This is a genomic window from Thermodesulfobacterium hveragerdense DSM 12571 (assembly GCF_000423845.1).
In the GTDB taxonomy this organism is placed as follows: domain Bacteria; phylum Desulfobacterota; class Thermodesulfobacteria; order Thermodesulfobacteriales; family Thermodesulfobacteriaceae; genus Thermodesulfobacterium; species Thermodesulfobacterium hveragerdense.
On record NZ_AUIT01000006.1, the window covers coordinates 69,485 to 96,174 of the forward strand.

Sequence of the window (26,690 nt, forward strand, 5' to 3'; positions counted from 1 at the left end):
ATGGTTTATTTTATAAGAGCAAGAAGTTATCATAAATATGCCCATGATCTGTTTAAGGACCTTCATCTTTACAAACAAAAACCAGAGGAGTTTAGAAAAAAGGCCCAAGAGATTTTTCAAACAGGGCTCAAAGCCCTCTGGTCTCTTTCTCAGATAACCCCTCCAGATAATCCTCCTTCCTTTCAAGAAATCTGGCAAAAAACTATAGAAGCCATCGATCCAGAAGACCAGGAAGCTCTTCTAAATATTAAAAGGATTATTTTTTCTGAAGAGCAAGATCTGGAAAAGGTCTATCAGTCTTTAAAGGATTTCTTAGCAATCCTTCAAAAAGCCCTCAAACCTATCCTTTAATCTATAGTTGCTGGTTTCTGGTGGTAAGAAAAATTTTTTTCTTGAATTTTTATAATTTAATGATATCGTTGATGAATTATGAAAAAATTTTTATGGTTTTATAAATCTTATATTGTAATTTTAATTTTAGTTTTTTTCAGCTGGGCTTTAGGTATTTGGTTTCTCTGTTATAACTTTCAGAAGCAAAAGCAAACTATTCTTTCAAACCACTTAGACCATAAGCTTGCGATGTACAATTCGGTCCTTTATTCGATTAAGGAGTTAACCTCCCTTTATGCCCAGGGGATAGGAGCTTCTCAAAACATAAAAAACATTCTTAAAACCTATAAAAGGAATGAAGAGGTTTTAAGAAAAAATCTTTATCAGTTTCTTTTCCCTTTTATCCAAAACTTTGTAAGTTTAGAAATAGACCTTCATTTCCATAACCAAGAAGGAAGAAGTCTTTTAAGATTCTATAATCCTTCTGTTTATGGAGAGGATCTTACTCTATATAGAGAAGACGTGGCCTATGTAATTACACATAAAAAACCTGTGTTTGGGGTTTCTACCGGAAGGTTCCTTAGTGGTTTTAGACATACTTTTCCTTTACTTGATCAAAAAGGGGATTGCTTGGGAAGTGTTGATTTTATCATTTCTTTAAAACATTTCGAAAGGTTGGTTTATCAGCTAAATTCAGGAGCTTGTTTAAGGCTGATTTTTAAGAAAAGAGAGACGGTAGACAAGCTTGAAGAACCATATAAGTCTCAGTTTTTGCACAGTTTTTTTGGAGAAGACTTAGTTGAATACCAGGGGAGTTTTAGAAGTGACAGTTTATGTGGTAGTACCTTACACGGTTTACAGCAGGACCTTAAATTTAAAAAGGCCATATCTTCAGATAAGCTACATATTGTTGATTTAAAACAGCAAGGGAAAGTTTATGAGGTAGTAACCTTTCCTATCAAGGATTTTAAAGAAAAAACTGTAGGGTATTTGTTAATCATCCAGAGGGCAGAGGCGGTAGAGGGGTTATATAGAGATTTTTATAGGAATGTTTATATTTACACCCTTTTATTACTGGTGATACTTTTTATTTCTTTTCACACCAACCGTAAAGTAAGGGAGAGCTTTTGGGAACGGAAAAAATTTAATACGGTTATTCAGTTTATGGAAAGTGCCGTTTATACGGTGAAAGAATTTAAGATTAACTTTGTAAACCAAAAACTTTTAAAACTTTTAGGGTATTCAGAAGAAGATTGGCAAGTTTTCAAGCTCCTCCTCTATTTGAATTCATCACACCTTCCGGTTACCCTTGAACCAAAGAAAAAGACCCTATAATGCTTAAGGTCTAAATATTTTCTTAAGATTTTCAATATCTCTTCTTTTAGCTTTTCAACCGGATAATGCTCAAGCTTCATGGTTTTCTTTTTATACATTTTAACAGCTTATGAATTTCGTCAAGAATTATGACTGATAAGGCTGAAGCACCGACCATAAGCCAATCGTTAAAGCTAAGGGGAACGGTGTTGAACACTTTAGAAAGGAAGGGCACATACATGGCAAGGAGCATAAAGGTTAAGGAGGAGATAAGGGCAAGAATTAGCCATTTATTTGTGAAAAGCCCGAGCTTAAAGAGAGAAGCCTCCTCTGAACGGCAGTTTAAGGCATTTGCAAGCCTCATGCAGATTATGCCAGCAAAGAAAACGGTCATGGCTTTGGCTAAGTCTGCGGTCTTTAGCTGATAGATAAAGAGGAATAAAGCACAAAGCCCTATCCAGAGCCCCATAAGAGGGATAAAAGTTAAGGCGTAGCGGTTGAAGATGCTCTCCTTTGGGTCTCTTGGTGGCTTTTTCATGACATCAGGCTCTGGGGGCTCAACGCTTAAAGCCACAGCAGGCGCCCCATCCATGAGAAGGTTGATGAAAAGTATCTGCACCGCAGAGAGAGGAACAGGAAGACCTGCCACAAGGGCTGATGTTAACCCTACCACCGTCCCCGTATTCCCGGTTAAAAGATAGACTAAATATTTTCTTATGTTCGCATAGATGGTTCTTCCTTCTTCAACAGCGGAAACAATGGTGGCAAAGTTGTCGTCAAGAAGGACCATGTCTGAAGCCTCTTTGGCAACCTCAGTTCCTGTAATCCCCATGGCAACGCCTATGTCAGCTTGCTTAAGAGCTGGGGCATCGTTTACGCCATCGCCTGTCATGGCAACAACATGTCCCCTCTTCTGCAAAGCTTTAACAATTCTAAGCTTGTGCTCTGGGTTCACTCTTGCGTAAACCTCTATCCTTTCAACCCTCTTCTCAAGCTCCTCATCAGACATGGCTTCAAGCTCTGCCCCTGAGATAACCTCACCATGAGTTAAAATCCCAAGCTCCCTTGCTATGGCTTCTGCGGTAATCTTGTGGTCGCCTGTTATCATAACTGGCTTAATTCCAGCTGTCTTACAGGTTTGTATGGCAGGCTTTGCCTCATCCCGGGGCGGGTCAATCATACCTAACAAGCCAAGGAAGATTAGCTCGCTTTCTGCAGAGGATGCTGAATAAGAAGACTTTGCTACAATACGATAGGCAACTCCTATCACCCTTAAGGCTGATTTAGCCATACTTTGCGCAGCATCTAAAACTTCTAACTTTTCAGCTTGGGTTAGCTCGTGAATTTTTCCATCGTAGAGGATGTGCGCGCATTTGTTAAGGATAACTTCAGGAGCTCCCTTGCTACAGATTAAAAGCTTCTCATCATCCAAGCTATGCACTGTAGTCATCATCTTTCTTTCTGAATCAAAGGGTATCTCATCAAACCTTGGATGAAGATTTTCAAGCTCCTTCTTATCAATCCCTGCCTTTTTAGCTAAAACAACGAGCGCACCTTCTGTAGGGTCTCCTTTTATCTTCCACTTTTTGTCCTCCTCTGAGTAGAAAAGCTCAGAGTCGTTGCATAGGACTGCTGTCTTAAGGAGCATCTGAAGATGCGCTTCATCCTTAGGGAAAGGTTTTCCGTCAAGCTTAAAATCACCTTCAGGGACATATCCAACACCGGTAACCTCAATGAGATTTCTGTTGACCCAGACCTTTTGGACAGTCATCTCGTTTTTGGTTAAGGTTCCGGTTTTGTCAGAGCAGATGTAGGTTACGCAGCCCAAGGTCTCAACGGCATGAAGCTTCCTGATAAGGGCTTGCCTTTTTACCATTCTTCTTACGCCAAGGGCTAAGCTTATGGTGACAACCGCAGGCAAAGCTTCAGGGATTATGGCTACAGCAAGAGCAACGCCCCAGACAAACATTTCCAGCACATCGTAGCCTCTTGCAATGCCAACCCCTGAGATGAGGGCACAAAGTATAAGAGCAAAAGTGCCGATAAGCTTACTCGTTCTATCAAGGTTAACTTGTAGGGGAGTTTTCTTTTCTTCAACTTCACCGAGCATGTGGGCTATTTTCCCAAACTCGGTGTTCATTCCCGTTGCTGTAACAACCATTAGCCCTCGCCCGTTAACCACGACGGTTCCAGAAAAGACCATGTTATGCCTTTCACTAACGGGCACATTCTCTTGAGGAATGGGGTCGGTTTTCTTCTCAACGGGGACAGATTCTCCCGTCAAAATAGCCTCATCAACCCGAAGGTTTATAGCCTCAATCAAGCGCCCATCTGCAGGAACCCTATCCCCAGCATAGAGACTTACGATATCGCCCGGCACGATATCTCTTGCTTGAACGACGACTTCTTTTCCATCCCTTATTACGCGAGCGGTGGGTGCTGAAAGGGCTTTCAAGGCTTCTAAAGCCTTCTCTGCCCGGTACTCCTGCACAAAGCCTAACACACCAGCCATAAGGACAATGGCAAAGATGGCTATGCTCTCCACATAATCTCCAAGATAGGCAGAGATTAGAGCTGCTATGATGAGAATGACAACTAAAAAGTTAGTGAACTGCGAGAGAAAAAGGGCAAGGGGAGACTTCTTCTTTTCTCTTACGAGCTCGTTTGGTCCATATTCATTAAACCTTCTTTCAGCTTCCTCTGCTGATAAGCCTTGAAGAGATGTACGAAGAGCCTTTAAAACTTCATCAACAGGCAGTTGATAAAAGGCTTGAGGCATAGAATATGTTCTATAAAATTGCTAATAGTCTCAAGAATTATAACATGGTTAGAAAAAAAAAGAAGAGAGGGATTACCTAATACACCCCCCTCTCCTTCAAAATTTTGAGATTACTAAAAATTGCTAAAATCCTAAGTTAAGCCTTACACCAAAGATATGCCCTGAGTGGTCCTTTTTGTCCTCTTCCCTAAACTTGTCCTTCATCCATTGCCAATCAAAGGTAAGATGAGAAGTCAAAAGCTTTTCCTTCTCATAAATCGGTATAGAAAAATAAGTCTCAAAGACCTTTGTTTGCTTTAGCTCGTCGTTCTTAGAAGGAGCCTTCAAGAAAGCATATCCTGCACCAAGGGTAAAATCTTTCTTTCCAAAAAGGCAAAACTTATAGGTTAGTCCCGCTGAATACATGCTTTTATAGTAGTCTATCTTTGCGTCATCATCCTGGAAGCCAACCCTTGCAAACAAACCAAGCTTATCCTTTATCAGGTCCTGGTCGATAGAAACTCCAAAGCCCTTTAAAGCCTTTTTCTTAGCATAATTCCAATCAGGGAAGCGCTTGTTCGTGGTAAAGCCGTAGACGCGGTAGTTCCCCTCTCCTAAAGGCGATTCAAGCTTATAGCTAATCTGGGCAGAGTAGTAGTTGTAGTTCTTGTTGATTGGAAAAAAAGACCATGAGTTTTTTGTGGATTTAGCAGATGACAGGTGTGCGATATGTGAGGCCATTTCTAAAGGAGAGGAATTTACAGGGGATATGGTTCTTAAAAAGAAAGATGGGTCTTATTTGATAGCTAATGTTAAGGTTTCTCATGTTAGAGATGAGTTGGGAAAAGTCGTTGAAACGGTTGTATGTTTTTGGGATATAACTTTAAGAAAAAAATTAGAAGAAGCACTTTATTGGAATTCTATTACCGACCCACTTACCAGGCTTTTTAACAGAAGGTTTATAGCTACGGTTTTAGAAAATCTTAAAGAAAAAGCCAGTGAGAGTAATCAACCTTTTTCTGTAATCATGATAGACATAGACAACTTTAAAAGGACAAACGACCTTTATGGGCATGACGTAGGGGATGAGGTTTTGAAGGTTCTTGCTGAAACCCTTAGAGGTCAGCTTAGAGAGCAGGATTTAGTTGGCCGCTGGGGAGGAGAAGAGTTTATCGTGGTTTTACCAGAAACAGACCTTAAAAATGCAGTTTGGGTAGCAGAAAAACTAAGAAAAGCAGTAGAAGATTTAGAAATAGGTATTCATCGGCTTAAAATCACCATAAGCTTAGGGGTAAGTGAATATAAATTAGAAGAAGAAATCTCAAATTTAATAAAACGAGCAGACTCAGCCCTTTATTTAGCAAAAAGGTCGGGGAAAAATTGCGTAAAATTTGAAACATGATATTATGTAGGTTATGGAACAAGAGAGAATTAGAGTTTATTTAGAGGTACTTGCTTGTCCTAAATGTAAGGATGAGCTTGAGTTTTTGGTTTTTCAGGATAAAGAGGGGTTTGTTTGCAAGAACTGTAAACTATTTTATCCGATAGTAGAAGACATCCCGGTGATGTTGGTAGAAGAGGCTTTAAAACTTGAAGACCTAAGTTTTTGAGATGAGCCATCCTAAAGAACCAGCTCCTGTCTGTTTCTTTATAGCTCTGACTACTCAGGATTTTTCTATAGGAGAACAGGCTTTAACTTTTTTAACCTCAGATCTTGGAGGAGTAATTTTTTCCTCTGAAGCCTTTGACTTTTCTTCTTTTACCCATTACTACGAGAAAGAAATGGGAAGAAATCTAAAAAAGAGATTTTATTTTTTTGAAAACTTCAAAATTCCTGATTTTTTGGTGGAGTTAAAACATATTTGTTACAAGATAGAGCTTTCTTATACCACAGAATCTGGCAAAAGAAGGGTTAACCTTGATCCAGGTTATGTGGAGCTTTCTAAGGTGGTTTTGTCTACCTTTAAGGATTATGCTCACAGGATTTATTTGGGCAGGGGAGTATTTGCCGAAGTTACCTTGGTATACAAGGATAAAAGTTTTATCAGTCTTCCTTGGACTTATCCAGACTATCAGGCCTTTATTCCGGTTTTTAACCAAGCGAGAGAGATTTACAAGGGATTGAAAAAGAGGCCTTTATGCTGATAGACCCTTTTGGAAGAAAAATAGAGTATCTTAGGCTCTCTGTAACCGATAAGTGTAATTTTAGATGTATCTATTGTTTTACTCATAATAACTGGGAATGGTTGCCACACCATGAAATTCTTAGGCTTGAGGAAATAGAAGAAGTGGTCAGGGTAGGGGCTAAGCTTGGGGTTAAAAGGGTAAGGATTACCGGAGGAGAACCTCTGGTGAGAAAAAACATAGAAAGTCTGGTAGAAAGGATTGCAAGTATTTCAGGGATAGAAGATTTAAGTCTTACAACCAACGGTTATTTTCTTGAGGAACTTGGGGAAAAACTTAAAAAGGCAGGTTTAAAAAGAATAAACCTTAGTTTAGATACCCTAAACCCAGAAAAATTTTATAAAATCACAGGGGTCGATGGGTTTTCAAAGGTAAAAAGAGGTTTAGAGTTGGCTTTAGATTTAGGTTTTTCCCCGGTAAAGGTTAACGTGGTAGTGATTAGAGGTTTTAACGACGAAGAGGTTTTAGATTTGGCTAAGCTTACCTTAGAAAAACCGATAGAGGTAAGGTTTATCGAGTTTATGCCAATAGGAGGAAATTCTCTTTGGGATAAAAGTCACATAGTAGACACACAGGAAATCAAAAAAACATTGGAAACATACCGGCCTCTCTTACCTGCTGATTCAGTAGGTGGTGGTCCTGCGAAGGTTTTTAGATGGGAGGGAGCTAAGGGTAAAATAGGGCTTATCTCTCCTATTTCTGAACATTTTTGCCATAGATGTAATCGCTTTAGGATTACCGCAGACGGAAGGTTAAGGCCTTGTCTTTTTTCAGACTATGAGATAAACTTAAAAACCGCTTTAAGAGAAAAGAAGGTTTCCTTAGAAGAGTTGTTTCTTCAGGCACTAAAAGTAAAGCCCGAAGGGCATAGATTAAATTCTACTTTAAAACCTATGAGGGCTATCGGAGGTTAGATGGAAAATAAAGAGGTTCAGGTTTGGTTGAGTGCTGGCACCTTAAAACAGGGATATCCTGACATGGCATTAAAACTCTTCAAGCCTCTTCCTAAAGGCACTTATGTTTTGGTAGAGATGCCTGATGAAAGAAAGGAAGTTTGTTTGCTCACCGAGGTTTCTTATAAGATTTCCTTTGATGTAGAAGGAATTCCTGTAGTTTTGCGAAAGGCTACCCTTAAAGAAATCAAAGAATATGAGAAAAAGTTAGAACTGGAAGAGAAAGGCAAAGAGTTTTGCCTCCAGTTTGCTAAAGAGCTTGGACTTGAGATGAATTTGGTAAGGGTCGATTGCTTTTTTGATAGGAGTAAGATCATCTTTTTTTACACCGCAGAGGGCAGGATTGATTTCAGGCAGCTGGTAAAGGAGTTGGCCAGGGCTTTGAGGATGAGAATAGAGATGAGGCAGATAGGGGTGAGAAACGAAACAGCCATTTTAGGAGGGATAGGTTATTGCGGAAGAGAGTTTTGTTGCGCCAGGTTCTTAAAGTCCTTCACCCCTCTTTCTATTAAGTTTGCTAAAGAGCAAGGGCTTATCCTTGACCCTAATAAAATTTCAGGTCCTTGTGGAAGGTTGCTTTGTTGTCTAAGTTATGAGATGGAGGTATATAGAGAATTTTTAGAAAATTTACCTAAGCTTGGGAGTAAGATTAAGATTAATGAAGAATCTTATCGGGTTTTAAAATATCACTTTTTTCAAAGATTAGTTTACTTAGAAACAAAAGATGGTCAAGTTATTACCTTACCTGTTGAAGAATTAAAGTCTTACATTTTAGAGCATATAGAGGATTTTTCTGTTGAAGATCAGTTGAAGAACCTTGAAGAGGAGGAGGCTTGATGCGGATCTATCTTACTACACCGATTTACTACGTAAACGCTTATCCTCATTTAGGACATGCCTATACTACGCTGATAGTAGATGGGGTTGCCAGGTTTTACAGACTAAAAAACTGGCAGGTGTTTTTTCTTACAGGTACAGACGAACACGGGGATAAGATCCAGAAAACAGCTAAAGATAAAGGACTTTCTCCTCAAGCTCTGGTTGATGAGATAAGTGAATCTTTTAAAAGAACTTGGGATTACTTTGGGATTGGTTATAGTCGTTTTATCAGGACCACTGAAGAAACCCATAAAAAGACCGTACAAAGGGTTTTGCAGCAACTTTACGAAAAAGGAGAAATCTATCAGGATGAATATGAGGGGCTTTACTGTGTTGGCTGCGAACGTTTTTTGACGGCCAAAGAACTTGACGAACAAGGAAGATGTAAAGACCATCAAAAAACCCCTGAACTTATTAAAGAAAAAAACTATTTTTTTAACTTAGAAAAATATCGTTCCTGGTTAAAAGACTACATCCAAAAAAACGACCTGATATATCCTGCTTTTTACAAAGAAGAAGTACTTAACATGTTAGAAGAAGAGCTACCTCCACTTTGTATTTCTCGTCCTAAAAAAAGGCTTGAATGGGGGATTGAACTTCCTTTTGATAAAGACTACGTAACCTATGTATGGTTTGACGCCCTTTTAAACTATCTCACAGGAATAGGCTATCCAGAGGACCCAAACTGGGAGGCCTGGTGGAAGGAGTCTCATCACTTTATCGCCAAAGACATCCTTAAACCCCATGCAGTTTATTGGCCTATCATGTTAAAAGCCTTGGGGTTACCTGTATACAAAAAACTTTTGGTGCATGGATATTGGTTGGTTGACCGGCTAAAAATGTCTAAATCGATAGGAAACATCGTAGATCCTGTAAGCTTGAGCAAGACATACGGTAAAGACCAGCTAAGGTATTTCTTGTTTAGAGAGATGGCTTTTGGTTACGATGCAGAGTTTAGTTTTGAAGCTTTTATCACCAGGATAAACGCAGACCTTGCTAATGACTATGGTAACCTTGTTTATCGTACCTTAAACCTAACAGAAAAATACTTTAACTCTTGTGTCCCCCCTTTAAACGGGCTGACAGAAGAGGACCAGGCTTATTTAGACATGGTGAAGACAGCTTTAGAAGATTACCATAAGTTGTTTTCTGAACTTCAGTTTCATAGAGCTTTAGAAAGACTTTGGGAAGCCATCAGAGAAGGTAACGTTTACATCGACAGACAGGCCCCTTGGAGTCTTATAAAAAAAGGAGAGTTAGACAGGGCAGGAACGGTTCTTAGGGTTTTACTTGAAGTTATCAAGAGTTTTGCTATAGCCCTTTCTCCGGTGATGCCTGAAACCTCTCAGATTTTACTTGAAAATATGTCTTATGAAAGGCCACTTTCTTGGGAAGAGGTTTTTAATTTTAAGGGGTTAAAAGAAGGAGCGGCTGCTAAAAAAGGGAAGCCTCTTTTTCCAAGAATAGAAGATAAACCAAAGGAGGAAGAAAAGGTGGTAGAAGAAAAGAAAGAAGAGACAGGTTTTATCTCTATAGATGAGTTTAGAAAAATAGATTTAAGGGTAGGGAAGATAGTCGCTGCAGAAAAGGTCCCAAATGCAGATAAACTTTTAAGGTTAGAAGTGTTATGCCCAGAAAAAAGACAGATTGTTTCAGGAATAGCCCAGTATTATCAACCTGAGGAATTGATAGGTAAAGAGGTAATTATTGTGGCTAACCTGAAACCTTCTAAAATCAGAGGAATCCTTTCAGAGGGTATGCTTCTTGCAGCTAAGGATGAAAAGGGATTATGCTTGGTGACCCCTGAGAAAGAAATGGCCCCAGGGGCTAAAGTTAGCTAAAATAAAAAGGTTTAGCCTGGAGGCCAACCCATAGTTCTGCCAGCAAGTAAGTGAAAATGTAGATGAAATACCGTCTGCCCTGCCTCTTCCTTACAGTTTACAACCACCCTGTATCCTCTTTCAGCAAACCCTAAATCTTTGGCTAATCTGTTGATAACAAGATAGATATGCCCGATTAAATCCTTGTCTTCTTCGGTTAGGTCAAGCAACGTAGAAAGATGCTTTTTAGGAATTACCAAGATATGGTAAGGAGCTTGAGGGTTTATGTCATGAAAAGCTACTACCTTTTCGTCTTCATAAACGACTTTAGACGGTATTTCTTTTTTAACGATTTTGCAAAATATGCAATCCATAAGCCCCCCTTTTAAAAGGGTTTTTTTTAAATTTATAAAACTTTTGGTTTAAAAAATCAAGGGTTAATGAGGTAATTTTTCTATGTTGGATTCTCCTGTGTTTTCTATATTAGCGTTGTTTTCTAAAGGTTTAAGCACAAAGAGCAGTTGGCCTTCTTCTACCATCTGGTTAAGCCTTACACAAATTTCTACGATTTGAGCATCAAAAGGTGCTAACACAGGGTTTTCCATTTTCATCGATTCTAAGTTAGCGATTTCCTCTCCTTTATGCACGATGTCTCCAACCTTAAGGGTGCCTCTTTTTGGATTGCCTATTCTCCAAACTGTTCCGCTAATAGGAGCACCTATTTCATTAGGTCTTACTGCTTTTCTCACCTCTTCTTTTTTAGCTCTTGGTGTTTTCACTTCAAAAACCCTGGTCTTGTTGTTTACTTTTAATACTACATGGATGATCCCGTCGTTTTCTACACCTATGGACACTAATTCTATACAGTAAGGTTTACCTTCATAGATAAACTCTACCTTATCTCCTGGTTTTTTAAGGCCCTCTCTCCAGACTTTGGTGGGAAGGTATAAAGGGGCATCTCCATATTTTTCTCTAAATTTTATGAAATCTAAGGCATCCTTAGGATGCATAAGGTACAGGATAAACTCTTCTTCTGTGGCCTTTCTTCCGAGCTCCTCTTCCAGTTTTCTTCTTAAAGCGGTTAGATCTTCATCAGGAATAGCCTCTACAGGGGAGGACTCCTTTCTTTCTTTTATTTTATTTTCCCACTCGTCTCCAAAGGTGCTCTGATATACCCAGTCAGCTGGCCATCCTACAGGCATCCTCCCGTAATGACCAAGGATGAGATTTTTAAAATCTCCAGGTGCGTTTTTGAAAAGTTGTAAAAGCTCTTCCTGTTCCCAGGGTTCCATGGCAGAAAAATCCTGATTTTTCTCTTCTACGAATTTCTTTAGAAGTTTGATGACATGTTTAACCCCTTCTTCTCCCTGTTCTTTGGCATATCTGTTGACTATACCACTACAGGTTACCCAGGTTATTTGGGAGCCAGGGGTTACGTCAAAGTATTTTACTATTTGGTTGTATAAAGACATTACTTGAAGGATGTAAGGCATTAGATGAAGAAACCCGCCTTTTTCTGCCTGTTCAAAAGAACTGGGAAAGGCACCTCCTGGCATTTTATGTTTGGTAACCATATGGTCAAAACCTTTAAAAGGAGACTCAGCCCAGTCATAGTCTCTGATCCATTCTCTAACCTTTTCTACTGCCTGTTCTGCAGCTTTTCTGTTAAGATGTACTGGGATTCCTTCTTCTCTAAATATAGCTTCTACGGCCAAGATAGGGGAATGTCCATAAAACCTGACCAGGGTATCTTCTTCTACGTCTATGATCTTAGCTCCTGCTTTGGCAGCTGCTAACAGCACAGGGATGGCAAGTCCATCGGTGATGTGACGATGGTAGTTGATCACCAAATCAGGATATTTTTGTTTGATGCTATCTATCAATTCAGTAACCGAAGATACCGTTCCTACACCAGCCATATCTTTGATACAAAGAACTATTTCGTCTACCCCACCACAGAGATCTACTATTTCGTCAACCACTTTTAGGTAATATTTGGTGTCAAACCAAGGGGCAACAGTATAAGAAATGGCAGGTTCAAAAAGTCTTCCTCTTTTCATCACCACTTCAGCTACAGGGCGCATGTTTCTTATGTCGTTTAAAAAAGAGAAACATCTCCAGACGTCTATGTCTACTACTTTTACAACATATTCTATGATGTTTTTAGGATAGGGCCGATAACCCCACATGTTAGTTTCTCGTATAAGGGTTTGTAAAAGTACGTTAGGCATGAGCTCCCTTAAAATTGCTATCTCTTCGAAGGGACTTTCTCTTCGATTCATAATTCCTACGTGCCATCTTGCTCCACCATGACATTCGGCTGCAAAGAGTCCCATCTCATTATAATAAGGGGCAAGGGTTTTTAAATCGTAAATCCTTAGTCTGTTTTTATAATCTGACTGACCTGCATCTCTCATACCAACCGAAACAAAACATACGCCAGGGAGTTCTCTTACTTTTTGTACTATTTCTCTTGGGCTCATACCTGGTTTTACAAAAATATAGTTCATCTTTCCCCTCCATGGTTTGAGGTATATTTTTTACATCCAGTCTTGGGGTCCTAAGGCTGAGATTTCAGCTATATATTTAGCTATCTTTAAGACCTCATCATCTGCAGTTTTTTCTTTTACCATGGAAAGAAGCTCTTCATGATGTTCCTCTATAAACCTGGTAGAAAACTTACCTTCTATAAAATCAGGATGCCTGATAATGCTTAAAAGTAAGGGAGCGATGGTTTTTATCCCTTCTACTCTTAACCCTCAGCTCAAGGCCCTATCCATGACTCTAATAGCTTCTGACCTGTCAGCACCAGCTGACATAACCAGCATGATGAGTGAGTCATAGTAAGGAGGTACTTCTGCCCCTTCATAAACTCCAGAGGCAACCCTTATCCCTGGACCTTGAGGGATTTCAAGTCTGGTTATAGTTCCAAAAGAAGGATTAAAGGTTTTTGGGTCTTCAGCGTTAATTCTTACTTCTATGGCATGTCTGTTAGGGTGTATGTCGTCTTGTTCAAAAGGAAGAGGATGACCTTCTGCTATAGAAAACATAAGGCTTACCAGGTCAAGACCGGTTATAAGTTCTGTTACACCATGTTCTACTTGGAGCCTGGTGTTAACCTCAAGGAAATAAAATTTGTTGGTTTTAGGATCTAAAAGAAATTCTACTGTTCCTACAGAATGGTATCCTATTTCTCTCATCAACCTTACGGCTGTAAAACATATCTCTTGTCTTAGGTCATCAGATATGCTTGGAGACGGGGCTTCTTCTAAAATTTTTTGGTTTCTTCTCTGTAGAGTACATTCTCTTTCATACAGATGGACTACATGTCCGTATTTGTCTGCACAGACTTGTACTTCTATGTGTCTACCGCTTCGAATGTACTTTTCTACTAACAAAGTATCGTCCCCAAAAGCTTTTTTGGCCTCAGACTTTGCTTTTTCAAGAGCTACAGGTAATTCTTCAGCTGTATCTACTCTTACCATTCCCTTTCCACCACCACCTGAAGCAGCCTTAATCATGATAGGGAAATCTACTTCATCCTCCTTCATCCATCTTAAGATATCTTCTACTGTTTTTACGTTCAAAAGACCGGGGATGGTCGGAACATTAGCTCTTTGGGCTATTTTTTTAGCCCTGATTTTGTCTCCCATAAGCCTTATAACCTCCGGAGGAGGACCTACCCACACAAGCCCAGCTTGTTCCACCAACTCTGCAAAATCTGCATTCTCTGCCAAAAATCCCCATCCAGGATGGATGGCATCACACTTTTTTTCTAAAGCAACTTTAATGATTTTTTCCATGTTTAGGTAAGAATCGTGAGGGGGAGCTTCTCCGATATGGACTGCTTCATCAGCCAAAAAGACATGATAGGCTAATCTGTCGGGTGTGCTGTAGATAGCCACAGTTTTAATTTTTTTATCTCTGCAGGTATTCATAATCCTGACTGCAGGGACCCCACGATTGGCTATCAAAACTTTGTTGATTTTTTTCATACGCCCTCCAGTTTCTGTTTTTAAATTATTTAGAATTTTAAATTATCTAGAATTAACCTATTTTTGATAAAAATCAATCTTTTCTTTTATAAGATTTTTTGTAGAAACTATATAGTCCTAACAGACGGTCGATGATGATGGAGGCTGCTGAGCGGACAGAAAGATGGTTGTATGTGTCAAGCCTTCCCCAAATTGGTTCTAAAAAATGATCACATTTTGCTAGAAACTCTTCGGTAAGTCCCCAGGCAGTTCCTAAAACAATGACTATAGGTGTTTCCCACAAAAACTTCTGTAGAGTTTCTATAGGAATAGGGGGTTTTTTAGGAGAAGCATCTGTCCCGACCAACAAAGGTTTTTCTCCTTCCTGATGGTGGACTGCATCTAAGGCTTCTTCAAAGGTAGAAAAAACTTTTACCAATTTTAGGGCTTCTTTACGTAATGGGTTGTATTTAGCTCCACCACCTTTCAACCAGAAGTCTAAGAGTTCTTGGGCTAACTCTCTTTGGTCCTCAAGGGGTTGAACTATATAGATCCCTTTTAATCCATAGGTCCTTCCAAGACGTCCCAAATCGTGTAAATCGATGTTGGCAATGGCTGAAGTAATTACCTCTTTTCTCTTGTTGTAAACCGGATAATGGAGTAAAAAGAGATAGACTCTCTGTTTTTTTAAAAGATTAGCCAAAAAATTTAAATCTTCTTGAGAAAGCAAGGTTTGTCTTAAAAGATGAGGACGTTTTTTGAGGGTTAATTCTAAGGATTTTTGTCTTCGATAGACCTCTATGGCGGCATGGTTTCCGCTTAAAAGAACCTCTGGGACTTTTAACCCCATAAAATCCCTGGGTCTGGTATAACAAGGATATTTTAAAAGTCCTGAAGAAAAAGATTCTTTCTCCACAGAGTCTTTTTTTCCTACTACTCCAGGGATTAGTCTGGCTATACACTCAATTAGGACTAGACTTGCTACTTCTCCTCCAAAAACCACATAATCTCCTATAGATACTTCTTGGTCTATTAAGGTTTCTTTTATTCTTTCATCTATTCCTTCATACCTTCCGCAAATAAGGATAAGATGTTGTTTTTGAGAAAGCTCTTCTGCTATTTTTTGATTTAACACCTCTCCTTGAGGGGAGAGATAGACCACCCAAGGGCTTTTACTTTTTTGTTTAAGAGATGTTATCGCTCGGTAGAGAGGTTCAGGTTTAAAAACCATCCCCTCTCCACCACCAAAAGGTTCATCATCAACCACACGGTGTTTATCCTGACAAAAGTCTCTGAGATTAACAAGATTGATCTCTAAAAGACCTTTTTGTAAAGCCTTTCCTAAAAGCCCTACTTTTAACGGACTCTCAAAATATTCTGGGAAAATGGTGATGATATCTATCTGCATAGAGTTAAATTTTAGGGTTTTTGAACTTCTATAAGGCCTTCTAAGTTTTGAACTATGATGGTCCGAGAAGAAAAATCCATCTCCACAACGTATTCTTCTACCATAGGGACATAGAACTCAAATCCTTCTGGAGTTTTTATCAATAGAAGGTCATACTCCCCCATCGGCATGACCTCTTTAACCTTACCCCAAGTTTTACCAGAAGGATCTTTAACACAGAAACCCTCTATTTGGTGATAATAAAATTCATCTTCCAAAGGTTCAGGAAGTTCTTCTAAACTTAAGTAAAGTTTTTGGTTAACAAGACTTTGAGCTTTTTCATAGTCTAAGTCTTTAAATTTAAAAATGAGCACGTTAAACCCAGGCCCTTTTTTAACAGACTCAACCACCAATTCTTCCGAAGAATTAGGAGAAAGATAGAACTTTTTTGTTTGAAAAAGAAGCTCAAAAGAAGAGACCAAGGGAGAGACTTTAACCTCTCCCTTAAGTCCATGGGTGCTTAAGATTTTGGCAACAGGAACCTTCACTATTCTATGATTTCTAATACAACTCTTTTACGAAGTTTACTTCCTGCAGCCCCTAAGATGGTTCTAATAGCTTTAGCCGTACGCCCTTCTTTACCTATGATTTTACCAAGGTCTTCCTTGGCAACTTTAAGCTCGATTACAGAGGTTTGCTCTCCTTCGATCTCGTTAATCTGTACTGCTTCTGGTTTGTCTACCAGAACCTTAGCAATGCTCTCCACCAAATCTTTAAGTTTGCTCATCTTCTAACCTCCTCTCTACTGGCAGTTTGAGTTTACCCCTTTTGGTCTACTTTAATCCCTATCCTTTTCAGAAGGGCTCTTACCGTTTCTGTAGTTTCAGCGCCTTTTTCAAGCCAAGCTTTAACTTTTTCTTCGTTTACTTTAAACTCAAAAGGTTGTTTTAAAGGATCATAATACCCTAAGATATCTAAAAATTTGCCATCTCTGGGAGAACGAGAATCCGCTGCCACCACCCTATAAAAAGGTCTTTTCTTTCTTCCAAATCTCATAAGTCTAATCCTGACCGGCACTTTTCCTCTACCTCCTTAAAAAAATTTTTAGCCTCAATATTTTACCACCTAATTTATTTTTTACAATCGGTTTTAAGCGCCAAACATTCTTCGAAAAACTTGTTGAAGTCTTCCTGGGGTTTTCATTTGTTTCAATAGTTTAAGCATTTCTTCGTAGCTTCTTAAGAGCTTGTTTACGTCTTGGACTGAGGTTCCGCTTCCTTTGGCTATACGCCTTTTTCTGCTTGCGTTGATTATTTTCGGATTTTTCCTTTCCTGTTTGGTCATCGAGTTGATGATGGCTTCCATCCTTAAAATCTCTTTTTCGTCAAACTCAAACTGACTCAATTTTTTCCCTATACCAGGTAAAAATCCCAGTATATCCCTTACAGAACCTAATTTTTTCATCTGTTTTAACTGTTCTCTCAGGTCTTCTAAATCAAACTCAAGTTTTTTGAGTTTTTTTTCTAATTCTTTGGCTTTTTTAAGATCAAAGGTTTCTTGAGCTTTTTCTATCAAGGTTAAAACGTCTCCCATCCCGAGAATTCTTCCTGCAAGTCTTTCGGGATAAAAAACCTCTAAAGCATCGACTTTTTCTCCTACCCCCAAAAACTTAATAGGGCATCCAGTTACCTCTTTTATAGAAAGGGCTGCACCTCCTCTGGCATCTCCTTCCATTTTTGTAAGAATGATACCTGTTAACCCTACTTTTTCTTGAAAGGTTTTGGCTACATTCACCGCATCTTGTCCCATCATGGCATCAGCTACAAGCAGCACCTCCGAAGGGCTGAAGGCTTTTTTTAACTCTATCAATTCTTCCATAAGGGCTTCGTCTATATGCAATCTACCCGCTGTATCTATGATTACCACATCCCTTCCTTCTTTTTTTGCCATTTCTATGGCATGTTGGACGATTTCTAACGGTTTTTCTCCAGGTTGGGCTTCATAGAAAGGGACCTCTATCTTTTGTGCAAGTACTTTAAGTTGTTCTATGGCTGCAGGACGATAGATGTCTGCTGAGACCAAAAGGGGATGATGCCCCTTCTTTTTTAGATGTCTTGCCAGTTTGGCTGCGGTAGTGGTTTTTCCTGACCCTTGAAGTCCTGCAAGCAAAATTCTGGCAGGTTTAGGTCCCCCTAAATCAAGCCCTTTCACCTCTCCCCCAAGGGTCTTTACCAGCTCCTCATACACAATCTTAACTATTTGCTGAAAAGGAGTTAAACTCTCGGTAACCTCAGAAGAAAGACATCTACCCTCTACCCTTCCTATAAAATCTTTTACTACTTTGTAGTTTACGTCTGCCTCAAGCAAGGCAAGACGAATTTCCCTTAACCCTTTTTTTATTTCATCTGGACTGAGTTTTCCTTTGTCCTTAAACTTGTTTAAAGCCTCCTCTAACCTTTGACTTAACCCTTCAAGCATTTTTTACTCCCTCTTCAGTTTTTTTCGTCTGAGTAAAGTTTAATCATTATTTTATTTTAAGCAACTGTTTTTATCCTGTCCAAAACCTTGGTCTACCTAAGTCAAGATGAATAAACCTACCAGGATAATATCCAACCCCTCCCAGACCTAAGCTTAAACCCACTTTTAACAAGTCCTCTAAGGGTATGTCTTGCAAAAAAAAGTCTGCCGCCTTTCCTTCTGTATGCAAACTTTTAGTCGCAACCCCAGAGATGGTTTTTCTTAAAAATTCGTTGGTCTCAGGAGATCTGTAGCCAGAGACTAAACATATAGGAGTTTTTGGGTTAACCATTTGACTTACTAAAAATAAAAGGTCAAAAAGTTTAACGTCTATAGGGTAAACCTCACCTTTTCTGTAGTCTCTAAAAATATAGAAAAGTAAAGAGATTCCATCTCCTAAATATTCTCCGTTAGCCCAGTAAGTTGCTTCTACTTTTTCTTCTGTGTGTAGGTTGTAGATTTTAAGCGTCCTTTCAGGAAAACTCAATAAACTTCCAAAAGATAAAACAGGTTTGGCTAAAACCAACCCTATAGCTTTAAGAAAGACCCTTCGGGTAAACATTTTTAGGTTTATTTTAAGTTTAGGAGCTTTGCTATCTTTTGGTCGTAACCGTAGAGGTCTTCAAGATAGTAGATATAAGGTTTTTTTACTACTGTAGTAAAATAAACAAGATAAACAGGAATAGGGGAATTAATGGAGATATAGATGGTTTTATCTGATTGTAAAGCCTTTATCAGCCTTTTTTCATCCCAACCGTTAGTATAACCATTAGCTACCAAAAACCTGGCTAATTCAACCGCATTTTTAACCCTTACGCATCCTGAACTAAAGTCCCTCTTAGCATATCTAAAAAGATGTTTTTTAGGGGTATCATGTAGGTAAACGTCAAAAGGGTTGGGGAACTGAATTTTAACCTTTCCTAAGGCATTTCCGTTCCCCGGAGGTTGGACCAGTCTAAAAGGTAAATGAGGACGTTTGTAGTTTTCCCAGTTTATACTAAACGGACTTATTTCCGTGTTGTTGGCATAGACTTTTACCCCCTGTTTTAAAAGATATCCAGGGTCTTTGGTAATTTTAGGAAAGAAATCTTTTAGATAGACATTAGGAGGAACATTCCAGGGAGGGTTTATTACTAAGTGGGTGATTTTACTGTAAAGGAGAGGAGTAGGCCTAAAATCCTTAGGATTGCTTTTTCCAACGATAACAGGGCTATAAAAAATCACATTACCCTGTTTTATGATAAAAAGCTCAAAAGAGGGTATGTTTACCCAAACAGATAGATCTTCTGGTTTTCTCTGGGGTAACCATCTAAACTTTTCTAAGTTTATGCTTATCTGAGCTACCCGTGTTTTAGGTAAAAGTTCTAACAACCTCACTGTTTGTTGATCTATAATCCCGGTTGGCTTTAGGTTTTGTCCTTTCTGAAATTTCTGGACGGCTATCTTGAGCTCTTGGTCGTAGGTTTGACTTTCTGTAACTGTTTCTAAGTAACCAAGGAGATAAAGCCTCTTCCTAATTTTAGGTATTAGATGGCTTTGGTCTCTCGGTTTTAATTTTTTGTCAAGTTCTATAGGGTCATCTTTGGTTACTTCTATGATTTCTTTATAACGCCTTAAATAATCCTTTAAGATATGATATTCCTCGAACTCTGGGGCTAAGGCTGTAAACAGGTCTTCTAACCTGTCTTCTTGTAAAAGGTTGGCTAAAGTGGTTACTATCGTGTCTTTTTTAGGGGGAAAGTTCACCATAGAAAAGACTTTGTTAGGATTAACCCTTCCATAATAGGTATGATAGGCAAGTTTAAACAGTGTATCTGTTAGCTTTATCTCTTTTTTCCAAACCTCTTCATTATCTTCATTAAAGTCAACCTGATAGTCTGCAGGGTTTAAACCCTCCCAGGCCGAATTTTCTATTAGTTTTTTAAGCTTTTCTATGTTTTTTTCATTCCAGATGGGTTTACATCCTAACAGCTGGTAAAGGCTGGTTATCTGAGAGGGATAATTAAGAGAATTTTGATATTGTGAGAGGAGTTCTAAAGGACATTCTTCAGCACCCTGTATATTTTTACACGCATATATAAAAAACAGAGAAAAAAACAAGAAAAAAAACAGAAATTTTTTCATGCAGAATTTAGTGGTTTTTAACTAAAATTTTTAAAACCTAAAATATAGCATAAAAAGTTTTATTAACAACCAACGTTAAAACCTTTTTACAAAAGTTATTAAGGTTGGTTTTTGTTTAAGTTTTGGTAAAATGAAATTTTACGGAGATTGCAAGGAGGAAAAAAGAGGATGGGATATTATCTTGTCACAGGGGCAGCTGGGTTTATAGGATGGAGGGTAAGTGAGTTTTTGTTAAGGGATGGGGAAAAGGTATTAGGGGTGGATAACCTAAATGCGGCCTATGATGTTAAGCTAAAGGAATGGAGGCTTTCTCAGTTAAAACGTTTTGATACCTTTAAATTTCACAAGCTTGATCTGGCTAACTTTGAGGCACTCAGGTTGTTGTTTGAAAACTATAACATCAAGGCAGTTATTCATCTTGCGGCAAGGGCAGGGGTGAGAGCAAGCTTAGTTGACCCTTGGGTTTATGTAGAAAGCAACGTAAAAGCAACGTTAAACCTTCTTGAGGCTATGAAGGATTTTCAAGTCAATAAGATGGTTTTAGCCTCTACCTCTTCCCTTTATGCAGGCCTTAATCCTCCTTTTGAAGAAGAACTAAAGGTAGATAAACCTTTATCTCCTTATGCCGCTACCAAGGGTTCTGCAGAACTTTTGGCTTATACCTACCATCATCTTTATGGGCTTGATATAACGGTTACCAGATATTTTACGGTTTATGGACCTGCAGGAAGGCCAGATATGAGTATTTTTAGATTTATAAAATGGATTTATGAGGAAAAGCCTATAGTGGTTTATGGAGATGGCACCCAGGCAAGAGATTTTACCTATATAGATGATATAGCTAAGGGAACGCTTCTTGCTTTGAAACCCTTAGGTTATGAAATCATCAACCTTGGGGGAGGAAGGAACCCAATTTCTATCAACCAAATCATCAGCCTTCTTGAAGGTTTGCTTGGTAAAAAAGCCAAGGTAGAGTATCGACCTTTTCATAAGGCAGACATGAAGGTTACCTGGGCTGAGATAGGTAAGGCCAAAAGGCTTTTAGGCTGGGAACCTGAAGTTTCTATAGAAGAGGGGCTTAAAAGAACGGTTGACTGGAGCCTTGAAAACATAGAACTTGTAAAGGCGGTAAACCTTGATACAGAATAACCTAAAAACCCTTGTTTTTTTTGCCCGGACTTTGTCAGAAAAGGGTTTAGTAGCAGGGTCTGAAGGGAATTTTTCTGTAAGAACTAAGTATGGTTTTTGGATTACTCCCTCTGGCAGAGTAAAGCAAGGATTAAGTAAAAGGGATTTTGTTTTTGTAGGTTGGGATAAGAGCTTTATCAACGGAAGGCCCTCTTCTGAATGGGGGATGCATTTTCTGATCTATAAAAAAAATCCTCAGGCTAACTCGGTGATACATACCCATCCTCTCCATACCTTGTGTTTGTTTTCAAAGGATTTTGATTTTGATAAGTTTAGCCTCAAAGAGGCAGAAATTTTATTAAAAAAAATAGTCAAGGTTCCTTCTTTACCTCCTGGATCTAACGAACTTTGGGAGAGGGTGGGAGAGGCTTCGTTGACAAGTAAGGTGATTTTTTTACAGGGTCATGGGTTGGTTACCTGGGGAGAAACGATAGAAGAGGCGGTAAGCTTGACTGAAATCTTAGAGAAACTTTCTAAGTTTGAGTTGCTTAAAAATACGAGATAAAGGGGGGAAGGTTATGGAAAGGATAAGGTCACAACTTTTTTATAAAAAAGCTTTAGAGGTTATACCTGGAGGGGTCAACAGTCCTGTTAGGGCTTGTAAAGCGGTAAAGTCAGACCCTGTGTTTTTTGAAAGAGGAGAGGGTGCTTATTTGATAGACGTAGATGGAAATAGATATATAGATTATGTATGTTCCTGGGGGCCTCTTATTTTAGGTCATGCCCATCCAGAGGTAATCGCCGGGGTTTACTTTGCTTCTAAAAGAGGCACAAGCTTTGGTGCGCCTACCTGGCAAGAGGTTGAACTTGCGGAGCTTATAAAAAATGCAGTTCCTTCTATCGAAAAAATTCGTCTGGTTAACTCAGGAACTGAAGCCACGATGAGTGCCATAAGACTTGCCCGAGCCTATACCAACCGTAAAAAAATCATCAAGTTTGAGGGATGTTACCATGGGCATGTAGACGCTTTACTGGTAAAAGCTGGTTCAGGTTTGGCTACTTTTGGGATACCTGCAAGCCCAGGAGTTCCTGAAGAACTTACAGCTCATACCTTAAACCTTCCGTTTAACGATTTCGAAAAGGTAAAAGAAGTCTTTGAGAAGTTTGGAGAAGAGATAGCCGCGGTGATAGTGGAGCCAGTGCCAGCTAACATGGGGGTTATTCCTCCTAAAGAAGGATTTCTCAAGTTTTTAAGAGAAATAACCCAGCAGTATGGATCCCTTTTGATTTTTGATGAGGTAATTACAGGTTTTAGGTTAGGGGTGGGAGGAGCCCAAGAAGCCTATGAGGTAATCCCAGACCTTACCTGTTTAGGAAAGATAATAGGAGGAGGGCTTCCGGTAGGTGCTTATGGTGGTAGAGCAGAGATTATGAACTTAGTTGCTCCTGAGGGACCTGTGTATCAGGCAGGTACCCTTTCTGGCAACCCTATAGCCGTAGCCGCAGGTCTTGCAACCTTAAGGGAATTACTAAAACCAGGGACCTATGAAAGACTTAATCTAATGGCAGAACTTTTAGAAAAGGAAATAAGAGAGACTTTACAAGAACTTGATCTTAACTACCGTTTACATCGAGTTGGGTCTATGCTTACCCTCTTTTTTACCGAGAAAGAGGTGGTTGATTTTGAAACAGCGTTGAGTTGTGATACCAATCTTTTTGCAGAGTTCTGGCAAAGGATGTTAGAAAAGGGGATTTACCTTCCTCCTTCCCAGTTTGAGGCTTGGTTTGTGTCTTTAGCCCATAAAGAAAAAGAGATAGAAAAAACTGTTGAGACTGTATATAAGGTGCTAAAAAAGCTTAGAAAAGACTAAAGAATAAGGGTAGCATCTCCATAAGAATAAAAGCGGTATTTTTGAGCTATGGCCTCTTGATAGGCTTTTAAAATAAGGTCTCTTCCGGCAAAGGCGCAGACTAAAAGAAGTAAAGATGATTTAGGGAGGTGAAAATTAGTAATCATCGCAGAAACCACCTGAAAGGTAAAACCAGGATAGATGTAAAGGTCGCAGAGACCTTTATAGGGTATAAAACCTTTTTGAGCGATAAATTCTAAAGTTCTGACTGTGGTTGTACCTACCGCAAAAATTCTTCTTTTTTCTTTTAAAGCCTTTTTGATCTCTTCTACCACCTCAGGCTCTACCTCTATGTATTCTGGTTCTACCCGGTGTTTTCTTATGTCTTGAACTTTTATCGGGGCAAAGGTGCCATAACCTACATGAAGGGTAATAAAGTTTAGGCTGACCCCCATTTGTTTAAGGAGTTCAAGTAGATAAGGGTCAAAGTGAAAACCTGCGGTAGGGGCTGCAATAGATCCTTCTTTTTGTGCATAAACCGTTTGATAGCGTAATAAGTCTAATTCTTTTGGTTCTCTTTTGATGTAAGGTGGAAGAGGTGCTTTACCGTGTTTATAGATCAGGGTTTCTAAAGGTTGGTTGGCTTTAAGTTCGACTAAAAATCTCCCTCCTTCTAAAGGTTCTAACACCTTTATGATGATTTCGTTAGCCATGATTTCTGTGCCTTTTCTTATTCTTTTTCCTTTGATAAGGGCTAAAGTCTGAAAAGAGAGTCCATGAGGTTTTTGAAAGAGAAGGAGCTCGACCTCTCCTCCGGTAGGTTTTATACCTTTAAGCCTTGCAGGGAAAACTTTGGTGTTGTTAAGGACTAAAAGGTCTCCTTTTTGGAAGTACTTCTCTATTTCAGCAAAGGTTTGGTGAAAAAAAAGTTTTTGGTTTTTTCTGTCTATGACTAAGAGGCGAGAACTTTTTCGGTCTTCTACAGGAAAATAGGCTATCAGCTCCTCAGGAAGAGGATAATCATAATAGTCTAACCTAAATTCTTTAGGAATAGCACTCATTTAAAGATAGATAGCAGGGACCATTTCAGGGGCTAAAAGGTCTTCTATAGTTTCTCTTCTTCTTATCACAAAGAAACGGTCTCCGTCTACCAAAACCTCTGGTACCCTTAGCCTTGAGTTGTAGTTAGAGCTCATCACAAAACCATAAGCCCCGGCACTCATGATAGCAAGGAGGTCTCCTCTTTTAACCCTTGGTATTTTTCGATCTTTAGCAAAGAAGTCGCTACTTTCACAGATAGGACCTACGATGTCTACCACCACTTCTTCCTCATTTTTTTCTTCTACCGTGATGATTTTATGGTAGGCTTGATAAAAAGCAGGTCTTATTAAGTCGTTCATCCCTGCATCTACGATAACAAATCTTTTCTCAAGGTTTTCTTTGTTGTAAAGCACTTTGGTCACCATTATCCCTGCGTTACCTACGATCACCCTTCCAGGTTCTAAAATAAGGGTGGCTTTAAGGTGTTGAGCTTCTTTTATGATGGCTTCAGCATATTCTTCTGGCAAAGGTGGCTCTTCGTTGTTATAGATAATCCCAAGGCCACCACCTAAGTCTAAATATTTAAGCTCTATGCCTAAGGAGGTAATTTCCTCCCAGATCTTTTTTAGCCGATAGAGAGCATCTTTAAAAGGCAAAATAGAGGTTATCTGAGAGCCAATATGGGCGTCAAGTCCTATAGGGTTTAAATAGGGATGGTCTTTGGCCTTTTTATAGGCTTCAACCACCATTTCTTCAGGTATCCCAAATTTGTTTTTCTTAAGCCCTGTTGAGATGTAAGGGTGAGTCTGAGGGTCCACATCTGGATTAACCCTTAAGGCAAAAGGAGCTGGTTTCCCTAATCTTTTGGCAACCTCACCCAAGACCTCAAGCTCTTCTAAGCTTTCAACGTTAAACATAAGAATCCCTGTTGAAAGAGCCATCTCTATTTCTTTTTCAGTCTTTCCTACCCCGGAAAATACAATTTTCTGAGGGTTGATACCTGCTTTTAAGGCTCTCTGAAGCTCTCCGCCTGAGACTATGTCAGCCCCTGAGCCTAAACTTCTTAACAGAGAAAGTATGGCTACGTTAGAGTTGGCTTTAACTGAATAACAAATAATATGGTCTACAGGAAGAAAGGAATTTTCAAACACCTTAAAGTGCCTTTTGATCGTACTGGCAGAATATATGTAAACCGGAGTGCCTAACTCTTCTACGATCTTTTTCACAGGAACTTCTTCACAAAAAAGTTCTCCGTTTTTATATCCAAAATAATGCATCCTTACTCCCCTCGCTATTTTAGAATTTTTTTAAATATACATAAAACCCTACTTTTGTCAATGGTTAGAAGACTTGACAAAGGCCTCCTCATCACTATAATGTTTCAATAATTACAAAAATTACAAAAAATCTTTAAAATATATAACATTGGCTTTATTTTTAACAAAAAAACAGCATAAAAATTGCAGGAGGAGAACGATGTCAGACATGATGGAAGATGAAAAGATGCTTTGGCACAAAAGACTAACTGAGATAATCTATGTATTGTATGCATTATCGCTATTAGTAGGCATTACAGGTATAGTAGCAATCGTAATGAACTACATCAAAAGACAAGAGGTTAAAGGTACTTATTTGGAGAGCCATTTTCGTTGGCAAATTCGAACATTCTGGTTTGCCTTGATATGGAGTTTTATTGGGATAATCACCTCTCTTATCATTATCGGTTGGTTTGTCTTAATCGCTACCCTCGTATGGTTCATATATCGTATTGTTAAGGGATGGATACGATTAAGAGAAGGAAAACCAATGTATACTGATTAAACTTTGATATTAACTTGGTTGGGAGTTAAAAATATCTAATATCTATAATTTTTGTATCGACTTTCTCTCTTTTTAAGCTTTTATCTGCCTTTTTTTCCCTGTCTTTAGTCTTTAAAACAGTGAGCTTAAACTATAGAAAGGGTGATCTATCAAAACAAAAGTAGAGCTTCAATAATTAGATTCGCGATTTGATTTTAAGATATAAGATAGAGAATACTAAGCTAATTTTACTTCACATCTGTTTCTACCTTTATTTTTGGCTAAGTAAAGTGCTTCGTCTCCGGGAGTAGAATATAAATTGTGTCTTTTAATAAAATATTTTAGAGGCATAATAAAAATTTTTAATATTTTTTAAATTAATGATAACATAAAACCTAAAAGACTAAACTAACCAGGAGGTCTGTAAAATGGAAAACTTAGACTTAGATTTAGAAAAAGTTTTAAGTGAAATCTCAAAAATTGAATCAAAAGAGGGTATCAAAATGGCTGCTGCACTCCTCTTAAACGCTCTCATGAAAAAAGAAAGAGAAATATTCCTTAGAGATAGTATTGATAATAAAGCTAATGGTTACTATGAAAGACAACTTGCCTGTTTCTTAGGTAACCTTGG

At 38.8% G+C, this 26,690-nt stretch carries 26 protein-coding genes and 1 pseudogene; 13 read left to right on the forward strand and 14 right to left on the reverse strand.

The window, feature by feature from the left end:
* On the forward strand, positions 1-351 hold the full coding sequence (locus tag G580_RS0102900; RefSeq protein WP_028840966.1) for a hypothetical protein: 351 nt from the start codon (positions 1-3) through the stop codon (positions 349-351).
* A gap of 78 nt (positions 352-429) precedes the next feature.
* A complete protein-coding gene (locus G580_RS0102905; protein ID WP_028840967.1) occupies positions 430-1,665 on the forward strand; it encodes a hypothetical protein in 1,236 nt (411 codons plus the stop codon).
* A 76-nt stretch (positions 1,666-1,741) separates the two neighbouring features.
* Here G580_RS0102905 and G580_RS0102910 read toward each other — a convergent pair whose 3' ends face one another.
* Both G580_RS0102910 and G580_RS11405 read right to left on the reverse strand, forming a co-directional pair.
* Entirely contained in the window at positions 1,742-4,423 is a 2,682-nt protein-coding gene (locus G580_RS0102910; protein ID WP_028840968.1) for a calcium-transporting P-type ATPase, PMR1-type, read from the reverse strand.
* 123 nt (positions 4,424-4,546) lie between these two features.
* Complete coding sequence (locus tag G580_RS11405; protein ID WP_156874770.1) at positions 4,547-5,143, reverse strand: carbohydrate porin; 597 nt, start codon at positions 5,141-5,143, stop codon at positions 4,547-4,549.
* On the opposite strand from G580_RS11405, the gene G580_RS09725 reads away from it, so the two are divergent.
* Genes G580_RS09725 through metG form a run of 6 tightly spaced genes read left to right on the forward strand, consistent with a single transcriptional unit; the run spans position 5,103 to position 10,259 of the window.
* A complete protein-coding gene (locus G580_RS09725) occupies positions 5,103-5,804 on the forward strand; it encodes a GGDEF domain-containing protein (RefSeq protein ID WP_169357064.1) in 702 nt (233 codons plus the stop codon). The two genes, G580_RS11405 and G580_RS09725, sit on opposite strands and share 41 nt — an antisense overlap.
* Positions 5,805-5,817: 13 nt before the next feature.
* Complete coding sequence (locus tag G580_RS0102925; RefSeq protein ID WP_028840970.1) at positions 5,818-6,012, forward strand: Trm112 family protein; 195 nt, start codon at positions 5,818-5,820, stop codon at positions 6,010-6,012.
* A 1-nt stretch (position 6,013) separates the two neighbouring features.
* Positions 6,014-6,547: a DUF4416 family protein gene (locus tag G580_RS09730; RefSeq protein WP_051173018.1), complete on the forward strand. Its 534-nt coding sequence runs from the start codon at positions 6,014-6,016 to the stop codon at positions 6,545-6,547.
* Positions 6,541-7,500: a GTP 3',8-cyclase MoaA gene (gene moaA, locus G580_RS0102935; RefSeq protein WP_028840971.1), complete on the forward strand. Its 960-nt coding sequence runs from the start codon at positions 6,541-6,543 to the stop codon at positions 7,498-7,500. Before G580_RS09730 ends, moaA begins: the two co-directional genes overlap by 7 nt.
* Positions 7,501-8,376: a PSP1 domain-containing protein gene (locus G580_RS09735; protein ID WP_051173020.1), complete on the forward strand. Its 876-nt coding sequence runs from the start codon at positions 7,501-7,503 to the stop codon at positions 8,374-8,376. It begins immediately after the preceding gene.
* The gene (metG, locus tag G580_RS0102945) at positions 8,376-10,259 is read left to right on the forward strand and encodes a methionine--tRNA ligase (RefSeq protein ID WP_211211340.1); all 1,884 of its coding nucleotides are present in this window, start codon (positions 8,376-8,378) and stop codon (positions 10,257-10,259) included. Before G580_RS09735 ends, metG begins: the two co-directional genes overlap by 1 nt.
* Positions 10,260-10,270: 11 nt before the next feature.
* On the opposite strand, the gene G580_RS0102950 is transcribed toward metG, so the two are convergent.
* The 10 genes from G580_RS0102950 to G580_RS0102995 form a co-directional block, all read right to left on the reverse strand.
* Positions 10,271-10,612, reverse strand: a complete 342-nt coding sequence (locus tag G580_RS0102950) for a histidine triad nucleotide-binding protein (protein WP_028840973.1) — start codon at positions 10,610-10,612, stop codon at positions 10,271-10,273.
* Positions 10,613-10,675: 63 nt separating this feature from the next.
* Positions 10,676-12,748 carry a biotin/lipoyl-containing protein gene (locus G580_RS0102955; RefSeq protein ID WP_028840974.1) on the reverse strand — a complete coding sequence of 691 codons (2,073 nt, stop codon included), beginning with the start codon at positions 12,746-12,748 and terminating at the stop codon, positions 10,676-10,678.
* Between the two features lie 249 nt (positions 12,749-12,997).
* The gene (locus G580_RS09740; RefSeq protein ID WP_245542832.1) at positions 12,998-14,233 is read right to left on the reverse strand and encodes an acetyl-CoA carboxylase biotin carboxylase subunit; all 1,236 of its coding nucleotides are present in this window, start codon (positions 14,231-14,233) and stop codon (positions 12,998-13,000) included.
* A 73-nt stretch (positions 14,234-14,306) separates the two neighbouring features.
* Entirely contained in the window at positions 14,307-15,620 is a 1,314-nt protein-coding gene (gene trmD / locus G580_RS0102965; RefSeq protein ID WP_028840975.1) for a tRNA (guanosine(37)-N1)-methyltransferase TrmD, read from the reverse strand.
* A gap of 11 nt (positions 15,621-15,631) precedes the next feature.
* Positions 15,632-16,147: a ribosome maturation factor RimM gene (gene rimM, locus G580_RS0102970; protein ID WP_028840976.1), complete on the reverse strand. Its 516-nt coding sequence runs from the start codon at positions 16,145-16,147 to the stop codon at positions 15,632-15,634.
* The gene (locus G580_RS0102975; protein ID WP_028840977.1) at positions 16,147-16,386 is read right to left on the reverse strand and encodes a KH domain-containing protein; all 240 of its coding nucleotides are present in this window, start codon (positions 16,384-16,386) and stop codon (positions 16,147-16,149) included. The genes rimM and G580_RS0102975 overlap by 1 nt, the downstream gene beginning before the upstream one ends.
* 32 nt (positions 16,387-16,418) lie before the next feature.
* Positions 16,419-16,676, reverse strand: coding sequence for a 30S ribosomal protein S16 (gene rpsP / locus G580_RS0102980; RefSeq protein ID WP_028840978.1), 258 nt, complete (start codon positions 16,674-16,676; stop codon positions 16,419-16,421).
* A gap of 72 nt (positions 16,677-16,748) precedes the next feature.
* The gene (gene ffh, locus G580_RS0102985) at positions 16,749-18,077 is read right to left on the reverse strand and encodes a signal recognition particle protein (RefSeq protein ID WP_028840979.1); all 1,329 of its coding nucleotides are present in this window, start codon (positions 18,075-18,077) and stop codon (positions 16,749-16,751) included.
* Between the two features lie 70 nt (positions 18,078-18,147).
* A complete protein-coding gene (locus G580_RS0102990) occupies positions 18,148-18,678 on the reverse strand; it encodes a peptidoglycan L,D-endopeptidase MepK (RefSeq protein WP_028840980.1) in 531 nt (176 codons plus the stop codon).
* An 8-nt stretch (positions 18,679-18,686) separates the two neighbouring features.
* Entirely contained in the window at positions 18,687-20,240 is a 1,554-nt protein-coding gene (locus G580_RS0102995; RefSeq protein WP_028840981.1) for a L,D-transpeptidase family protein, read from the reverse strand.
* Between the two features lie 168 nt (positions 20,241-20,408).
* Here G580_RS0102995 and G580_RS0103000 point away from each other — a divergent pair, with 168 nt between their 5' ends.
* From G580_RS0103000 to hemL, 3 genes are read left to right on the forward strand one after another with little or no spacing between them, the layout of a single operon-like run.
* Positions 20,409-21,389 carry an NAD-dependent epimerase/dehydratase family protein gene (locus tag G580_RS0103000; protein WP_028840982.1) on the forward strand — a complete coding sequence of 327 codons (981 nt, stop codon included), beginning with the start codon at positions 20,409-20,411 and terminating at the stop codon, positions 21,387-21,389.
* Positions 21,376-21,933 carry a class II aldolase/adducin family protein gene (locus tag G580_RS0103005; RefSeq protein WP_028840983.1) on the forward strand — a complete coding sequence of 186 codons (558 nt, stop codon included), beginning with the start codon at positions 21,376-21,378 and terminating at the stop codon, positions 21,931-21,933. The genes G580_RS0103000 and G580_RS0103005 overlap by 14 nt, the downstream gene beginning before the upstream one ends.
* A 13-nt stretch (positions 21,934-21,946) precedes the next feature.
* Complete coding sequence (gene hemL / locus G580_RS0103010) at positions 21,947-23,239, forward strand: glutamate-1-semialdehyde 2,1-aminomutase (protein WP_028840984.1); 1,293 nt, start codon at positions 21,947-21,949, stop codon at positions 23,237-23,239.
* Here hemL and queA read toward each other — a convergent pair.
* Both queA and lysA read right to left on the reverse strand, forming a co-directional pair.
* On the reverse strand, positions 23,236-24,279 hold the full coding sequence (gene queA / locus G580_RS0103015) for a tRNA preQ1(34) S-adenosylmethionine ribosyltransferase-isomerase QueA (RefSeq protein ID WP_028840985.1): 1,044 nt from the start codon (positions 24,277-24,279) through the stop codon (positions 23,236-23,238). The two genes, hemL and queA, sit on opposite strands and share 4 nt — an antisense overlap.
* Positions 24,280-25,536: a diaminopimelate decarboxylase gene (gene lysA / locus G580_RS0103020; protein ID WP_028840986.1), complete on the reverse strand. Its 1,257-nt coding sequence runs from the start codon at positions 25,534-25,536 to the stop codon at positions 24,280-24,282.
* Between the two features lie 199 nt (positions 25,537-25,735).
* Here lysA and G580_RS0103025 point away from each other — a divergent pair, with 199 nt between their 5' ends.
* Positions 25,736-26,080 (forward strand): DUF4870 family protein, encoded by a 345-nt coding sequence (locus tag G580_RS0103025; RefSeq protein ID WP_028840987.1) that lies wholly within the window; start codon positions 25,736-25,738, stop codon positions 26,078-26,080.
* Positions 26,081-26,487: 407 nt separating this feature from the next.
* A pseudogene (locus G580_RS0103030) lies at positions 26,488-26,690 on the forward strand (IS256 family transposase); the annotation flags it as partial.

Coding starts and splice junctions, on each gene's coding strand:
- G580_RS0102900 (WP_028840966.1), top strand. CDS start 1: ATGGTTTATTTTATAAGAGCAAGAAGTTATCATAAATATGCCCATGAT.
- G580_RS0102905 (WP_028840967.1), top strand. CDS start 430: ATGAAAAAATTTTTATGGTTTTATAAATCTTATATTGTAATTTTAATT.
- G580_RS0102910 (WP_028840968.1), bottom strand. CDS start 4,423: ATGCCTCAAGCCTTTTATCAACTGCCTGTTGATGAAGTTTTAAAGGCT.
- G580_RS11405 (WP_156874770.1), bottom strand. CDS start 5,143: ATGGCCTCACATATCGCACACCTGTCATCTGCTAAATCCACAAAAAAC.
- G580_RS0102925 (WP_028840970.1), top strand. CDS start 5,818: ATGGAACAAGAGAGAATTAGAGTTTATTTAGAGGTACTTGCTTGTCCT.
- G580_RS09730 (WP_051173018.1), top strand. CDS start 6,014: ATGAGCCATCCTAAAGAACCAGCTCCTGTCTGTTTCTTTATAGCTCTG.
- moaA (WP_028840971.1), top strand. CDS start 6,541: ATGCTGATAGACCCTTTTGGAAGAAAAATAGAGTATCTTAGGCTCTCT.
- G580_RS09735 (WP_051173020.1), top strand. CDS start 7,501: ATGGAAAATAAAGAGGTTCAGGTTTGGTTGAGTGCTGGCACCTTAAAA.
- metG (WP_211211340.1), top strand. CDS start 8,376: ATGCGGATCTATCTTACTACACCGATTTACTACGTAAACGCTTATCCT.
- G580_RS0102950 (WP_028840973.1), bottom strand. CDS start 10,612: ATGGATTGCATATTTTGCAAAATCGTTAAAAAAGAAATACCGTCTAAA.
- G580_RS0102955 (WP_028840974.1), bottom strand. CDS start 12,748: ATGAACTATATTTTTGTAAAACCAGGTATGAGCCCAAGAGAAATAGTA.
- G580_RS09740 (WP_245542832.1), bottom strand. CDS start 14,233: ATGAAAAAAATCAACAAAGTTTTGATAGCCAATCGTGGGGTCCCTGCA.
- trmD (WP_028840975.1), bottom strand. CDS start 15,620: ATGCAGATAGATATCATCACCATTTTCCCAGAATATTTTGAGAGTCCG.
- G580_RS0102975 (WP_028840977.1), bottom strand. CDS start 16,386: ATGAGCAAACTTAAAGATTTGGTGGAGAGCATTGCTAAGGTTCTGGTA.
- ffh (WP_028840979.1), bottom strand. CDS start 18,077: ATGCTTGAAGGGTTAAGTCAAAGGTTAGAGGAGGCTTTAAACAAGTTT.
- G580_RS0102990 (WP_028840980.1), bottom strand. CDS start 18,678: ATGTTTACCCGAAGGGTCTTTCTTAAAGCTATAGGGTTGGTTTTAGCC.
- G580_RS0102995 (WP_028840981.1), bottom strand. CDS start 20,240: ATGAAAAAATTTCTGTTTTTTTTCTTGTTTTTTTCTCTGTTTTTTATA.
- G580_RS0103000 (WP_028840982.1), top strand. CDS start 20,409: ATGGGATATTATCTTGTCACAGGGGCAGCTGGGTTTATAGGATGGAGG.
- hemL (WP_028840984.1), top strand. CDS start 21,947: ATGGAAAGGATAAGGTCACAACTTTTTTATAAAAAAGCTTTAGAGGTT.
- queA (WP_028840985.1), bottom strand. CDS start 24,279: ATGAGTGCTATTCCTAAAGAATTTAGGTTAGACTATTATGATTATCCT.
- lysA (WP_028840986.1), bottom strand. CDS start 25,536: ATGCATTATTTTGGATATAAAAACGGAGAACTTTTTTGTGAAGAAGTT.
- G580_RS0103025 (WP_028840987.1), top strand. CDS start 25,736: ATGTCAGACATGATGGAAGATGAAAAGATGCTTTGGCACAAAAGACTA.